Genomic DNA, 14186 nt, shown 5'->3' with positions numbered 1-14186 from the left:
GGGGATGGCCCCGACAGGCCACTTTGCGCGGGGGGTGTTCAGTAAAACTGAAGACCCCGGATCACTCGCCCAGCAGGCTGGCGCCGGGCCAATGCCCGGTGCGGACCAGTTCGCGGGCGACGCCGGCAACCGTCACCCGGGTGGCCAGGGCCGCAGGCGACAGCTCGTCGTCCGACAGGCTGGCGAGCAGGTTGCGCCGGCTCACATGGGCATCAATGATCGGCACGACGCAGAGCCCGGCCTCGTCGGAATGCGCCGCCGCGGCGCCCGGCTGGATGGTCGCGGCATGCCCGGCACGCACGGCGTCCATAAGGGTGGCCAGGCCGTCGATCTCCATGATCACGTTGGGGACGACTCCGGCGCTTTCGAAGGCGGCCATCAGGCGGGTACGCAGGCCGTGCTGTGCGCTGGGCAGGACCAGCGGCAGGTCGCCGAGATCGGCCAGCCTCAGGCTCTCGCCCGGGGGGGCGGGACGCGCCGGGGAATGGATGACGAACAGTCGCTCGTCGAGCAGCGGCATCACGCTCCAGCGCTTGGCCATGTCGGTCTGGAACAGCACCGCGAGATCCAGCTGGCGGGCATTGAGCTGGCCGGCCAGGTAGCCCGAGAGCATTTCCACCAGGTGCAGCTGGATATCCGGGTAGCGCGCGCGCATGGCCTCGATCAGCGGCAGGGCCAGCACGCTGGCGGTGGTCGGCGCCAGCCCCAGGCTGACATAGCCGCTCATGCGGTCGCGGCGGGCGGCCTGCACGGCATTCTCGGCCTGGCGCAGGGTCAGTTGGGCATGGTGCAGGAAGGCGAGGCCCGCGCTGGTCGGCGTCACGCCGGTGGAGCTGCGATTCAGCAGCCGGGCGCACAGCTCGCTTTCCAGCTTGGCGATCTGCTGGCTCAGCGCCGAGGTGCCGACACCCAGCTCCAGTGCGGCCCGCCCCAGGCTTCCCAGTTCGACGACCTTGACGAAATAGCGCAACTGCCTGAGTTCCATCGGCTGTCCTGCGAGAACGTTCGCTCAGGAATGAAGGAGCGGCAACTTAGCATGGCGGCAAGGACGGCTGTCCAGATCGGCCGGCCAGTTTTCGGTGGCTGTCGCCGGGAAAGCGCCCTTCCGAAGCCACCCCGTCCTGCGTCGCCCAGCGGACGGGCTGCGAAGCCAAGAACAAGGCAGTTACCCCCCAAAAGCCCGACGCTGACTTCACCATAACGACCACTCTCCGGCGAAAGCTCGCTGAAAGCTTGGCTGCGTAGCATCTCCCTCCAAAGCCGGCCTCCGACCGGTCCGCTCGACAAGAACAATTAGTGGAGATTGCCATGCACCCCGTTCCCCGTTCGTCCGCCTCCGCCCCGCCCTCCCCCAGCCCGTCGACCTCCCTGCGCTGACCGTCCGGCCACGCAGCACGTCCCCCCACGTCCGGAGTACTCGCCATGCTGACTTTCCTCGGCTTCGCCATGGTCATCACCTTCATGGTCCTGATCATGACCCAGCGCCTTTCGGCGCTGATCGCCCTCATCGTCATCCCCGTCGTGTTCGCCCTGTTCGGCGGTTTCGCCGGCGACATCGGCCCGATGATGCTGCAGGGCATCACCAAGCTCGCCCCGACCGGGGTGATGCTGATGTTCGCCATCCTCTACTTCGCCCTGATGATCGACTCGGGGCTGTTCGACCCGCCGGTGCGCTTCATCCTGCGCATGGTCAAGGGCGACCCGCTGAAGGTCGCGGTGGGCACCGCCGCACTGGCGCTGATCGTCTCCATGGACGGCGACGGCGCCACCAGCTACATGATCTGCGTCGCCGCCATGCTGCCGTTGTACAGCCGCATCGGCATGAACCCGCGGATCATGGCCGGGCTGATCATCCTCGCCGGCGGGATCATGAACATGACCCCCTGGGGCGGCCCCACCGCCCGCGCCGCCAGCGCCCTGCACGTCGACCCGTCGCACGTCTTCGTGCCGATGATCCCGGCGATGGCGGTCGGCGTGCTCGGCCTGCTGGCCATGGCCTACTTCTACGGCAAGCGCGAACGCGCACGCCTCGGCGTGCTGCACCTGGCCGACGGCCCGGAGGATCATTCCGACGTCAGCGTCTCCCAGTATCCCGAGGCGCGCCGGCCGAAGCTTTTGTTGATCAACGCCATGCTGACCCTCGGGCTGATGGGCACGCTGATCGCCGGCGTGCTGCCGCTGCCGGTGCTGTTCATGATCGCCTTCAGCATCGCCATGATCATCAACTACCCCTGCCTCAAGGCCCAGAAGGAGCGCGTCGCCGCCCACGCCGGCAACGTGCTGGCGGTGGTCGGTCTGATCTTCGCCGCCGGCATCTTCACCGGCATCCTCTCCGGCACCGGGATGGTCGACGCCATGTCGAAAAGCCTGCTGGCGCTGATCCCCGACGCCATGGGTCCGTACCTCGCGGTGGTGACCGCGCTGGTCAGCATGCCGTTCACCTTCTTCATGTCCAACGACGCCTTCTACTACGGCGTGCTGCCGGTGCTCACCGAAGCGGCCGGGCATTACGGCATCAGTCCGGTGGAGATGGCGCGCGCCTCGATCGTCGGCCAGCCGGTACACCTGCTCAGTCCGCTGGTACCCTCCACCTACCTGCTGGTGGGCCTGGCGAAGATCGAGTTCGGCGACCTGCAACGCTTCGCCCTCAAGCTGGCCACGCTGCTCTGTCTGGCGATAATGCTCGCCGCCCTGCTGGCGGGGGTCTTCCCGCTGGCCGGCAACTGAACGGCGCGTTGACGAAATTTTCACACAGTCGCGTACAGACTCCCCCGGCCGGCGGCCAGAAACCGCCGACCGCACAACCGACGATTTAGAGGACCCTTTATGGACTGGCTGACCAACCCGGAAATCTGGGTTGCCTTCTTTACCCTGACCGCGCTGGAGATCGTGCTCGGCATCGACAACATCATCATGATCTCCATCCTCGTCGGCCGCATGCCGAAAGAGATGCAGCCCCGCACCCGCCTGTTCGGCCTGGCGCTGGCGATGGTCACCCGGATTCTCCTGCTGCTGTCGATCTCCTGGGTGATGGGCCTGACCGCCGACCTCTTCCATGTCTTCGGCCAGGGCATCTCCGGGCGCGACCTGATCCTGTTCTTCGGCGGCCTGTTCCTGCTCTGGAAGAGCAGCACCGAGATCTACCACGGCCTGGAAGGCGAGGACGAAACCGACCAGACGCCGAAGGGCAAGGGTGGGCTCTTCCTTGCCACCATCGTCCAGATCGCGATCATCGACATCGTGTTCTCCCTGGACTCGGTGATCACCGCCGTCGGCATGGTCTCCCACGTGCCGGTGATGATCGCCGCGATCATCGTCGCCGTGCTGGTGATGATGGCCGCCTCCGGCACCATCAGCGAGTTCATCGACCGGCACCCGAGCCTCAAGCTGCTCGCCCTGTCGTTCCTCATCGTGGTAGGCACCGTGCTGATCGCCGACAGCTTCGAGGTGCACGTGCCCAAGGGCTACGTCTACTTCGCCATGGCCTTCTCGCTGGCGGTGGAAGCGCTGAACATCCGCATGCGCAGCGCGCGGGCGGAGCCGGTGCACCTGCGCAAGGACATTCCCGGCCAGTAAACCGCATCCGCAGCACAGAAAACGGGGCCCGCGCGGCCCCGTTTTCGTTGGTCCGCTATTCGCCCGCAATCGCTTTGCTCCGGCCGACGGAGTAGGCAATTCCACACGTTCGACATGGGCATCCCACAGGGCTTTCAATACACTCCTTCCGCCTCGCGAAACCCCTCTGGAACTGGCGTTCCAGCCAATTGCCAGGACCCCGTCCGACGGGAAAACCTGGCGCCTCGCCGAGGCAGGGAGCCGCCGCCGGCACAGGCCGCGGCGGCACGACGACGACGAAGAAATTCAAGGACCCACGAAGCCCATGACCAGCACTCACCGGGGCCGCCTGTTCGCCCTTTCCTCCACCGTTGCACTCGGGGTCGCCGTCCAGCTCGCCCCCGTCCAGCAGGCCGCGGCGGAAGTGCCCGCCGCGCGCATCGTCCGCGAACCGCCGGCCGCTCTGCTGCGCGGTACGCCCGCCGCCGCCGGCCAGAGCGGGCCGAGCCTGATGGCCGCGACGCCGCTCAAGGCCCGTCCGCAGACATCCAGCGTCGGCACGGAAGTCTTCTACGACCTGCACATCGACAAGGTCCAAAGCACCCTCTACAACCCGGACACCGGGCAGAACGATGAGGTGAAGCTGCGCGCCTACAAGGGCGAGGCAGTCGACCCGCAGATTCCCTACATCGGGCCCAAGGTGGAACTCTGGCCGGGCGAAACCTTCCGCCTGACCCTGCACAACGACCTCGACGCAAACGATCCGAGCTGCGTCGCGAACGGGGAACACAACGGACCGCATTGCTTCAACAGCACCAACATGCACACCCACGGCCTGTGGGTGAGTCCGGCCGGCAACTCCGACAACGTGCTGCTGAAGATCGCCCCGCAGACCAACTTCCAGTACGAATACAACGTACCGGCCGACCATCCGGCGGGCACCTTCTGGTACCACCCGCACCTGCACGGCTCGACCGCGCTACAGGTTTCCTCGGGCATGGCCGGCCCGCTGATCATCCGCGGCGACCGCCTGCCGCAGGCCAAGGGCGACGGCAGCCTGGTCTCCGGCGACCTCGACACCCTGCTGACCGAGCCCAACGGCGAGGCCCTCCGCGAACGCGTCCTGGTCTTCCAGCAGATCGCCTACGCCTGCCGCGACCAGGACGGCAACATCAAGAAGGACGCTGCCGGCAAGTGGGTCTGCGACAAGGGCGACGTCGGCGGCATCGAAAGCTACAAAGGCCAGTTCGGCATCACCCCGACCGGCGGCACCGAATGGAACGCCTCCGGCCGGCGCACCGCGATCAACGGCCTGGTCGAGCCCTACGTGGTCGGCGCCAGGGCCGGCAACGTCGAGCGCTGGCGCTTCATCCACGCCGGGGTCCGCGACTCCATCCGCCTGAGCTTCCGCAAGCTCGACCCGGCCCAGGCCGCCGCCACGCCCGGCAAGGGCCAGAAGGCCCGCGAGCAGTTCATCCAGCAGGCCTGCACCGGCGCGCCGCTGGCGCAGTTCGCCGTCGCCAGCGACGGCCTGACCCGCGGTGCGGTCTCCCGGCGCGACACGACGGTGTTCCAGCCCGGCTACCGCGAGGACCTGCTGATGGTCTTCCCTGAGCCCGGCACCTACTGCATCGTCGACGAAACCCTGCGCCCCGAGCAGAGCGTCAACAACGAAAGCTACCCGCGCGAGCTGCTCGGCTACGTGACGGTGGACGGCTCGGCCGCCGGCAAGGCGCCCGAGGCGGTCCTCGCCCAGGCGCTGGAAACCGCCGCCAAGGCGCGCATGCCCCAAGGCACCGTGCGCGACAAGGTGCTCGCCGACCTGGCCGACGGCCTCAAGCTGAGCGCCTTCGCTCCCCACGCCGACATCGCCGCCAACGACGTGACCGGCCATCGCAGCCTCGGCTTCCAGATCGTCCTGCCGCCCGGCCAGCCGCCGGTGTTCGAGGTCGGCGAGATCGGCACCGGCGACGACGGCAAGCCCGTGCCGGTCAACAGCTCGCCCTACGAGCCGGGCCGCCTCGACCGCCTGCTGGAACTGGGCGCCGTCGACGAGTGGAAGCTGACCGCCTTCGCCTTCGGCCATCCCTTCCACATCCACGTCAATCCCTTCCAGATCGTTTCGGTGAAGGACCCCGACGGCAACGAGGTGAGCGGTGCGCCGGTCCCGGACGCCAACGGCATCCCCAGCCAGTACGCCAACCTGCAGGGCACCTGGCGCGACACCCTGTTCCTCCAGCAGGGCTACACCGCCACCGTGCGCTCGCGCTATCGCCGCTACATCGGCGACTTCGTGCTGCACTGCCACATCCTCGACCACGAGGACGAGGGCATGATGCAGAACGTGCGCATCGCCCTGCCCGGCACGGAAAACTCCGGCCTGCCGATGGCCCACCACTGAAAAAGACCGGGCGGCGCCAGTGGCGCCGCCCGGTTCCGAGCACAGCCGCTGCGCTTGCCGGGTTGTGCAAGCTCGCCGCTAATGCTTAAATATGGCCTCTTTGCTTCAGGGGCACCGGTCGCCCGACCGAATCAACGCTCCCGAAACACCCCCTTAACGCGCTCGTAGCTCAGCTGGATAGAGTACTGCCCTCCGAAGGCAGGGGTCGTGGGTTCGAATCCCGCCGAGCGCGCCAAATACCTGTTTATAGCTGTCTCCAACAGTCTACAAACACCCCTGAAAAGCCCGCCCTGTGCGGGTTTTCTTGTTTCTGGCTGTCTCTCCTTATCTCCCCCTAGAACTTCCCGCCGTGTATGCCAGCTTGTATGCTGGCGAAAAACTCGAACCAAAGGCATACAAGGCATGAAGCGCAGCGAGATCAAGCGCCGCCCGCTGGCGGATACCACCCTGGCCGGCCTTGAACCGGAAAGCTCGGCCTACAGGGAGCACGATGGGCAGAGCCTGTATTTCCGGGTGAAGCCGAACGGCAGCAAGTCCTGGGAGTTGCGCTACAAGAAACCGGATGGCAAGTGGTCATGGATTGGCCTGGGCAGTTACCCGGAGGTGAGCGGGGCCGCCGCCCGGCAGAAGGCATCCGAGCTTCGCGCAGACGCCGCCGATGGAAAGAATCCCCTCGCCGCCAAGCATGCCCGCAAGGCTTCCGACCTAGAGGCAGCCACCAACACCTTCGAGGCCCTGGCTCGGGAATGGATAGAAATCCGTAGCCCCGGCTGGGCACCCAGCACGGCCAGACGCAACGTCGGCGCCCTGGAGCTGCACGTCGTTCCCGTATTCGGCAAACGCCTGTATGCCGAGATCCTGCCCATCGAGTGGATGGAGTTTTTCCGGGGTATGGAGCGCCAGGGAATAATCGAGCAGATGGGCCGGGTGCGCCGATCCTGTAAGGAGATATACGACCTGGCCAGGGTTACAGGCCGGGCCGTGCATAACCCCCTTGAGGGGTTGAGCCGTTTCCTCCAGTCCAAGCCGGCAGAGAACTATGCCCACGTAACAGCCAAGGAGCTGCCCGCCCTCCTACGGGCGATCAGTGCCTACCCCCATGCACATGACCTACGGCTGGGCCTGCGCCTGCTGATGCTGACGGGGGTACGCCCCAGCGAGTTAAGGGAGGCCCGCTGGGAAGAGTTCGACCTGGCTGCCGGCCTGTGGGCAATCCCCACCGAGCGCATGAAGAAGCGCCGCCCCCATATCGTGCCCCTCTCCCGCCAGGCGCTCGAAGCCCTGGAGCAACTGCACCGGATGAGCGGGGCCTATCCGCTGTTGTTCCCTGGGCGTAACGACCGCACCAAGCCGCGCAGCAACATGGCCTTCAACATGGCCCTTCGCCGCATGGGCTACGAAGGCCGGCAGACCGGGCACGGCTTTCGCCATATCGCCTCGACCACCCTACGGGAACATGGCTTTCCGAAAGATCATGTCGAGGCACAGCTGTCCCACGCTGAAGACGGGGTGGCCGGCGTCTACAACAAGGCGATCTACTTGGAGCAGCGCCGCACCATGATGCAGTGGTATGCCGATCACCTGGACGAACTGGAGAAAGGCAACGTGGTGCAAGGGCATTTCGGCAAGGTGGTTTGAAGCGTGCAAACCACTATCCCTCGAAAATCCCGTGTTACTGGTGTTATTGGTGTTACCGAATCGCTGAAATCCAGTAACGACGGGGCCTCCAGCGAAGTAACACGAAACGCGAAACGGATGAACACCAAGGAAAAAGAACACCTCCCGTGTTACACACAGCAGTCGACTCGGCGAACACCAGCCCTGCCCTTTCCTGCTGGCCGCCGCCGTTTTGAGGCCCGGACTCGGGACACGAGCGAAGGCGCGCGCTGAGGTCTCATGGCGCTTCTGGGGTGTGGGGGGATGGATTGAGCGATGCCTTGATCGTTGGTGGAATGCCGGTCGCCCCGGTCGGAACACCCATTTCCGAAATCCGGGCACGCCTGGCTGTCCTTCCGGGTTTCGAGCGCTATGCCGGACAGGTCGATGCGACCCTGGCGCTCTTGGAGAAATGCAGGGAATGGCTGCCAGACGATACGGGGCCGGCACTCTGCCTTGGCGCCATCGCCCATACCGACTCGATTTACCAGGCAGCAGCCAGCTATTCGCCATCGCTACTTGCCGACGAAGTACGCCTCGCCTCCGGTTGCGATGGGGTAACGGACATTCAGGCAATAACCGCATTCGCCATGGCCTGTTCGCTACACGCCCTCTGCGAACTCGGTAAGTGCCTGCAAGGTGTGGTGCCGGATGAAATAGCGGCACTCGATCTGTACCGAACACACCTCGATGGGATTGTTGAATGCGTTTCCAGCGCCGGTGCATGGCTGCCACCCGACGAATGCGAGGCATGCATCGAGCTGGGCGAACTGGCCGGCGAGGCGTCCAAACAGGTGGGCCATAAGGCTTGGGGCTGCTGGGGTGAAATCGAAAGGCGCCGGCAGTCTGGTGAGGCCCAGCGTGATCAGGCCATCCGAATGAAGGCGCTCGAACTGATCCACTCCGGCACTCGCTTTCACAACCTGAACAGCAAGCTGCGCGCCTGGCAGGAGCGGGAAACCGGCAAAGCCCTGTCGAAGCCGGCCATGGGCGCCATATTGCAGCGCCTCGGGCTTTCCATTTCACCTGATCCGGTTAACCAACGGAAAAAGTAAAGCCCCCCTGCCGCCACTACTGTGCCACCCGTAGCCTCTTCCCTGTCTCAACCAGTACAGGGAAACCTCCATGCCAAAGCCCGTCCGGCACTTCGCCGACGCTTCGCCGCTCTCTCCCGCCGACCTGATGACCCCGGAGCAAGTCGCCACCGCCCTTGATCTGCGCACCAAGACCCTGGCCGCCTGGCGCAGCAATCGTCGTAGCGACCTGCCTTGGTATCGCATCGGCAACCGCATCCGCTACCGCCGCCAAGACGTGATCGCCTGGCTGGAAAGCCGCCGGCAAACCAACGGCTCGGCCGCATGAAGGGGATGGCGATGACCAAGAACGCTCCGTCTGCTGCTCTGGCCTGCCCTCTGAAGCCTTTGGCCGGCTCCCCCCAGCCGATGCGCAAGGCCGGCGCAGAACCCTACCCGTTCGATCCTGCCACCACCCTGGTTCGCATGAAAGACGTGGAAACCATCGTCGGCCTGGCCCGGCCGACCATCTACAAGCTGATGAAGCAGCCGGAGAGCGGCTTTCCGCTGCCCGTGAAGCTGAGCGACAGCACCGCCCGGGGCGCTCCGGTGGCCTGGGTACTGGGCGAGATTCAGGAATGGGTACGAGCACGGATCGCCGCTCGCGGGAGGGCCGCCGCATGACCAAGCGCCGCTATCAGGCCGGCCCCTTCCTCGACAGCTACGGCCTGGGCTTCGCCTTTCCTGGCGGGAATGGCCCGCGTGGTCGCCATCGCACCATCGCCGCCGTGAGCTGGGACGGCTCCAGCCGGGACGCCCAGTTCGTCAACGGTGCAGGCCTGGCGGTGCCCTGCGAGCCCCTGGACGGACTGCCCGCCGTGCTGGCGCGAGCCAGCCGCCGCGAGTATGGCGTCGTCGTCGGCGACGGCCTGTTCGCCAAATCGGCGGCCATGCTGAAAGCCTGGGAAGGCGCCGGCCTCCTGCGCAAGTGGGTGACGTACCACTTCGACCTGGGCGAGTTCTGCCTGTACTTCGACGACAGCGCCGCCTGGGATACCTACGAACAGCGCGAGCTGGACGAGCTTGATCGGCACTACCGGAGACAGATTGCCGGCCTCGAGGAGTACTGCAAATCGAACCCTTCCTGGTCTTCGACTCAAGCCGCCGAAATCGAACGGTTGGAGCAGGAGCGCCGGCAGGCCCTTTCCCATGATCGGCGGCGCCTGGCCGACCAGCGCCAGATGGGGATCGAGCAAGACCGCCAGTTGGCCGCCTGGCTGCGCGGCGAGCTACCGGAGCCGCCCCTACTGCGTCTGGCGGGTTCGGCCTGATGGACTTCGCCAACGCCAGCCATGGCGCCACCCACCTGGCCCACTCCGGGCGCCTGCACCCGTTCGAGACACTGCGGCAAACCGGCCTGTCCACCACCAGTCTGGCCCGCTGCAACCGCTACCGGCGCAAGCGGGAGCGGCAAGGCGCCCGGGTGGCCTTGATGGCTTGGCCGGACGGCACCTGGTGCGTGCTGGCCATGCACCCGACGCGGGCCGGCCTGGTCGTGCTGGGCGACGACAGCAAGGCCGATGCCTACGAGGACGCCCGGCAGATGATCCGGGACGGCTTCCTGCCCCTGCTGGCCCTGCGGGACCTCTCCCCCTGAAAAGCAAAACGCCCACGGCTGGAACCGTAGGCGTTTCGAGAAAACCGCAGCCCTCATCACCGAACTGCAAGGAAAGTCTATGCCCAACGGCTACCACCAGCAAGGCCGGCGACGTGCCGCGCTTGCGCTCCGCCATGGCCGGCGCTACTCTCCCGCCGTCGCTGCAAATTCAGCGACCGGGCGTGAGAACCCGTTCAACTCTAGGCGCAACAGCGCCCCTAAGACCATTGCAGGCGCTTTTTTTGCGTCCGCAGTGTCGTGTTATGGCGGCTGTGCGCGGGCAGGCTTCGGCCTGGCCGGGTTCCTAGAGTCCCGGTTTCTCACCCCGCGTACAGTCCGCCACCAGTTGCCGCGTGAGAACGGCGGTGGCGGCTCCCAAACTCTAGGAGCACCACCCATGAAGCACGACCACGCCCTCAATCCGTCCGCACTCCGGCAACGCGCCGCCGCACACCGCGCCATGGCCCTTGCCGCCCTCCGCGCCGACTCTTCCCTCTCCTCCCGCTTGGCCCGCTACAACCACCACATCACCATCGCTCGCTCCCTGGAAGCTACCGGGGGTGCGCAATGAAGCCCGCTCCCGTCTTCCGCCCCCTGCGCGCCGATTCGCAGGCCAACTCGCTCGCGGTGCTGGGCTATCGCACCGACGCCAGCTACCTGGAACTGACCAACGAGGCGGACATGCGCCAGAGCGCCGCCCAGCACCTGCTGAACGTACTGAGCTGCGTCACCGACCTGGACGAGTTCACGGCCTCCGAGCTGGCCGGCTGCTTTCTCGCCGTCCGCCTGCTCAGCTCCGATGCCCGCACGCTCTATGACGCGGCCTGCGATTGCCGGCGGCGCGAGCATCAGGCATCGAAAGGGATCGGCCAGGCCTCGGAAGTCCATGGCCTCCATACGGTCAAGCACGCGAGGGCCGGCCAATGACCGGCCAGAAACCCAAGCGCCCGAGCTTCGCCGACGTCAAAGCCGCTTCCCTACGCGCCATCGAGCAGGTGCTCGCCCACTGGCTGCCCGGCGGCAAACGGGTGGACGGCGGCAAGGAGTACACCGCACCCAATCCCACCCGTGCCGACAAGCATGCCGGATCGCTCAAGGTGAACCTGGCCAAGGGCACCTGGTCCGACTTCGCCACCGGCGACAAGGGCGGCGATCTGATCGACCTGGTGCGCTATCTAGAGCACTGCACGGACGTGGAGGCCTGCAACCGGCTGGCGGACTTCCTGGACGTGACCGCCGGCGACAGCACGGCACCGGCCAGCAAGACCAAGGCGCCCGAGTGGGAGCCGGTGCTGCCGATCCCCACCGAGGCCATGGCCAAGGTTTACAAGACCCACCGCCAGCACGGAGCACCGTCCAAGGTGTGGGTCTATCGGGATGCCGAAGGCCGGCCCCTGTTCGTGCTCTATCGCTTCGACCTGGGGCCGGATGCCGACGGCCAGCGGGAAAAGGTCTTCGCTCCGCTGACCTGGTGCAGAAACGCCGACGGCGCCCATCAATGGCGCTGGTCCGGCCTGCCCGAGCCGCGCCCGCTGCTGCGCCTGGACGAGCTGGCCCGGCGCCCGGGCGCGCCGGTAGTCGTCTGCGAAGGCGAGAAGGCCGCCGACGCCGCCGCCGAGCTGCTGCCCGGGCATGTCGCCACCTGCTGGCCGAACGGCTCGAACTCCTGGCACAAGGCGGACTTTGCCCCGCTGGCCGGGCGCGACGTGCTGCTCTGGCCGGACAACGACGCTCCCGGGCTGGCCTGCATGGAGCCGCTGGCCGAGCGGCTGCGCGAGCTGGGCGCTGCCTCCGTGCAGGTGCTGGCCCTGAGCGTGTTCAACCAGCGGCCCGGCCTCGACGGCGACCGCCCGACCTTCGCTCCCGGCGGCAAATGGGCCGAGGGCGACGACGCCGCCGACGCCCAGTCCAAGGGCTGGACGCCGGCGCACCTGGCCGAGTTGCTGCGCAGCGGGGAACTGTTCGCCCTGACGCCGGCGACCGCCCCGGAACGGCAGGACCATGACGCTCCGGCTCCGGCACCCGCCGAAGCCACCGGCAAACCCGCCAGCCGCTCGAAACGTAAGCCGGCCCGCTCCGCAGGAGAAACCGCAAACGGCACCGGCGGCCAGCCGGCCGGGTACAAGGTGACGGAGGCCGGGGTGTTCTGTTCCGGCGATGACGGCGAGGCCCGGCACATCTGCTCACGCCTGGAGATCCTGGCGCGCACCCGCGACGACAAGGGCCACAACTGGGGCCTGCTGGTGGAGTTCGACGACCCGGACGGGGCGAAAAAGCGCTTGAACATTCCGGGCAGCGCCATGGTCGGCGAGTTCGGCAAGGACGTGGTCGCCCCGCTGGTCAACATGGGCCTGCGCATGGCGCCGGCACGCAGCGCCCGCAATGCGCGCAACGACCTGCAGGGCTACCTGCAAGCCTACGACAGCCCGGCCCGCGCCCGGCTGGTCAGCCGCCTGGGCTGGCATGACAGCGCCTACCTGCTGCCCGACCGCAAGCTCGGCAGCAGCGACGAGCACCTGCACTTCTACGAGGCCGGCACGCCGCTGCCGCCCATCGAGCAGGCCGGCACCCTGGAGCAGTGGCAACGGCAGATCGGCGCACTGTGCGTGGGCAATCACCGCCTGGCTTTCGCGGTCTGCGTGGCCTTCGCCGGGCCGCTGCTGCACCTGGTCGGGCAGGAGTCCGGCGGCTTCCACTTCTACGGCATCAGCTCGACCGGCAAGAGCACCACCGGCCGCGTCGCCTGCTCCGTGTACGGGCCGCCGGCCTTCGAGCGCTCCTGGCGCTCGACCGACAACGCCCTGGAGTCCATCGCCGCCGCCCACTCGGATGGGCTGCTGGTGCTGGACGAGATCAGCCAGTGCGATCCGCGCATCGTCGGCGAAACCGTCTACATGCTCGGCAACGGCACCGGCAAGGCGCGGGCCAACGACCGGGGCCAGGCGGGCCGACAGGTGCAGGAATGGCGTCTGCTGTTCATCTCCAGCGGGGAATACACCCTGGCGCAGCACATGGCCGAGGCGAACAAGGAGCTGAAGGCCGGCATGGATATCCGCATGCTGGCCATTCCGGCCGATGCCGGCAAAGGCCACGGGCTGTTCGACACGCTGCACGGCTTCGACGGCGGGGCCGCCCTCTCCGAAGCGCTCAAGGCCCGCGTCGGCCGCTACTACGGCACGCCCCTGGTCGCCCTCCTGTCGGCGCTCTGCGAGCCGGGCCGGCTGGACGCCTACCGGGCGATCCTGCGCAGCACCCTGGAACGCTTCGTCGCCGAGGTGCTGCCCGCCTCTGCCAGCGGGCAGGCCCAGCGCGCCGCCGCCCGCTTCGCCCTGGCTGCCGCCGCCGGCGAACTGGCCACCGCACTCGGCGTGACGGACTGGCCGGAGGGCACGGCCACGGCAGCGGCCCGCGTCTGTCTCGACGCCTGGCTGGCCGAACGGGGCGGCGCCGGCAATCTGGAGAGCGACGCCATCGTCGCCCGCCTGCGCTTGGTCGTCGAACGCTACGGGGAAAGCCGCTTCACCCGCTGGGAGTCCGTCGCCGCCAAGGTCGACGACCACGCGCCGCGCACCGGCGACCGCCTGGGCTTCCGCCGGACCCTGGAGCACGGCGTGGGGGATCTGCTCTACACCTCGGTGACCTACTACTTCCTGTCCACCGCCTGGCGAGACGAGGTGTTCAAGGGGATGAACCTGCGCAACGTCAATCGCGAGCTGATCGCGCGGGGGATTCTGGAGCCCGACGACAACGGCAAAGCCGCGCAGGTCGTGGCGCTGCCGGGCATGCCGCGCACGCGGGCCTATGTGGTGTCCGCCGCCGCCCTGCTCTCCGACGAAACCGACGCCCTCGCCGCCTGAGGCCAGGTCACTACAGGAGAGCCGCCGGCGCCTTCGGGCCTGGCCAG

At 67.2% G+C, this 14186-nt stretch carries 13 protein-coding genes and 1 tRNA gene; 13 read left to right on the top strand and 1 reads right to left on the bottom strand.

What is annotated here, in order from left to right:
- Positions 1-61: 61 nt before the first annotated feature.
- Positions 62-985, bottom strand: a complete 924-nt coding sequence (locus BMY22_RS10355) for a LysR family transcriptional regulator (RefSeq protein ID WP_090621741.1) — start codon at positions 983-985, stop codon at positions 62-64.
- A gap of 437 nt (positions 986-1422) precedes the next feature.
- Here BMY22_RS10355 and BMY22_RS10350 point away from each other — a divergent pair, with 437 nt between their 5' ends.
- The 13 genes from BMY22_RS10350 to BMY22_RS10295 all read left to right on the top strand — a co-directional run bounded on the left by BMY22_RS10350 (position 1423) and on the right by BMY22_RS10295 (position 14139).
- Positions 1423-2727 (top strand): CitMHS family transporter, encoded by a 1305-nt coding sequence (locus BMY22_RS10350; protein WP_090621740.1) that lies wholly within the window; start codon positions 1423-1425, stop codon positions 2725-2727.
- Between the two features lie 99 nt (positions 2728-2826).
- Complete coding sequence (locus BMY22_RS10345) at positions 2827-3576, top strand: TerC family protein (RefSeq protein WP_090621738.1); 750 nt, start codon at positions 2827-2829, stop codon at positions 3574-3576.
- Between the two features lie 304 nt (positions 3577-3880).
- The gene (locus BMY22_RS10340; protein WP_090621737.1) at positions 3881-5956 is read left to right on the top strand and encodes a multicopper oxidase family protein; all 2076 of its coding nucleotides are present in this window, start codon (positions 3881-3883) and stop codon (positions 5954-5956) included.
- Between the two features lie 158 nt (positions 5957-6114).
- Positions 6115-6191 (top strand) — tRNA-Arg (locus BMY22_RS10335).
- A gap of 167 nt (positions 6192-6358) precedes the next feature.
- Positions 6359-7594 (top strand): tyrosine-type recombinase/integrase, encoded by a 1236-nt coding sequence (locus BMY22_RS10330; RefSeq protein WP_090621735.1) that lies wholly within the window; start codon positions 6359-6361, stop codon positions 7592-7594.
- Between the two features lie 287 nt (positions 7595-7881).
- Positions 7882-8667, top strand: a complete 786-nt coding sequence (locus BMY22_RS10325) for a hypothetical protein (protein WP_143068479.1) — start codon at positions 7882-7884, stop codon at positions 8665-8667.
- A gap of 70 nt (positions 8668-8737) precedes the next feature.
- Complete coding sequence (locus BMY22_RS10320) at positions 8738-8974, top strand: helix-turn-helix domain-containing protein (RefSeq protein ID WP_208599261.1); 237 nt, start codon at positions 8738-8740, stop codon at positions 8972-8974.
- Positions 8975-9054: 80 nt separating this feature from the next.
- A complete protein-coding gene (locus BMY22_RS10315; RefSeq protein ID WP_090621814.1) occupies positions 9055-9309 on the top strand; it encodes an AlpA family phage regulatory protein in 255 nt (84 codons plus the stop codon).
- Positions 9306-9956, top strand: coding sequence for a hypothetical protein (locus tag BMY22_RS10310; protein ID WP_090621732.1), 651 nt, complete (start codon positions 9306-9308; stop codon positions 9954-9956). The genes BMY22_RS10315 and BMY22_RS10310 overlap by 4 nt, the downstream gene beginning before the upstream one ends.
- On the top strand, positions 9956-10282 hold the full coding sequence (locus tag BMY22_RS10305; RefSeq protein ID WP_090621731.1) for a hypothetical protein: 327 nt from the start codon (positions 9956-9958) through the stop codon (positions 10280-10282). The genes BMY22_RS10310 and BMY22_RS10305 overlap by 1 nt, the downstream gene beginning before the upstream one ends.
- A 397-nt stretch (positions 10283-10679) precedes the next feature.
- Entirely contained in the window at positions 10680-10853 is a 174-nt protein-coding gene (locus BMY22_RS24330) for a hypothetical protein (RefSeq protein WP_167363724.1), read from the top strand.
- A complete protein-coding gene (locus BMY22_RS10300) occupies positions 10850-11209 on the top strand; it encodes a hypothetical protein (RefSeq protein ID WP_090621729.1) in 360 nt (119 codons plus the stop codon). Before BMY22_RS24330 ends, BMY22_RS10300 begins: the two co-directional genes overlap by 4 nt.
- On the top strand, positions 11206-14139 hold the full coding sequence (locus BMY22_RS10295; RefSeq protein ID WP_090621726.1) for a DUF927 domain-containing protein: 2934 nt from the start codon (positions 11206-11208) through the stop codon (positions 14137-14139). The genes BMY22_RS10300 and BMY22_RS10295 overlap by 4 nt, the downstream gene beginning before the upstream one ends.
- Positions 14140-14186: the final 47 nt, after the last annotated feature.

This window comes from Azotobacter beijerinckii (assembly GCF_900110885.1).
GTDB lineage: Bacteria > Pseudomonadota > Gammaproteobacteria > Pseudomonadales > Pseudomonadaceae > Azotobacter > Azotobacter beijerinckii.
The sequence above is the reverse complement of the archived record's forward strand: the minus strand, read 5'-3'. Positions and strand labels throughout refer to the sequence as shown.

Coding starts and splice junctions, on each gene's coding strand:
- BMY22_RS10345 (WP_090621738.1), top strand. CDS start 2,827: ATGGACTGGCTGACCAACCCGGAAATCTGGGTTGCCTTCTTTACCCTG.
- BMY22_RS10295 (WP_090621726.1), top strand. CDS start 11,206: ATGACCGGCCAGAAACCCAAGCGCCCGAGCTTCGCCGACGTCAAAGCC.
- BMY22_RS10330 (WP_090621735.1), top strand. CDS start 6,359: ATGAAGCGCAGCGAGATCAAGCGCCGCCCGCTGGCGGATACCACCCTG.
- BMY22_RS24330 (WP_167363724.1), top strand. CDS start 10,680: ATGAAGCACGACCACGCCCTCAATCCGTCCGCACTCCGGCAACGCGCC.
- BMY22_RS10350 (WP_090621740.1), top strand. CDS start 1,423: ATGCTGACTTTCCTCGGCTTCGCCATGGTCATCACCTTCATGGTCCTG.
- BMY22_RS10315 (WP_090621814.1), top strand. CDS start 9,055: ATGCGCAAGGCCGGCGCAGAACCCTACCCGTTCGATCCTGCCACCACC.
- BMY22_RS10320 (WP_208599261.1), top strand. CDS start 8,738: ATGCCAAAGCCCGTCCGGCACTTCGCCGACGCTTCGCCGCTCTCTCCC.
- BMY22_RS10305 (WP_090621731.1), top strand. CDS start 9,956: ATGGACTTCGCCAACGCCAGCCATGGCGCCACCCACCTGGCCCACTCC.
- BMY22_RS10300 (WP_090621729.1), top strand. CDS start 10,850: ATGAAGCCCGCTCCCGTCTTCCGCCCCCTGCGCGCCGATTCGCAGGCC.
- BMY22_RS10355 (WP_090621741.1), bottom strand. CDS start 985: ATGGAACTCAGGCAGTTGCGCTATTTCGTCAAGGTCGTCGAACTGGGA.
- BMY22_RS10310 (WP_090621732.1), top strand. CDS start 9,306: ATGACCAAGCGCCGCTATCAGGCCGGCCCCTTCCTCGACAGCTACGGC.
- BMY22_RS10340 (WP_090621737.1), top strand. CDS start 3,881: ATGACCAGCACTCACCGGGGCCGCCTGTTCGCCCTTTCCTCCACCGTT.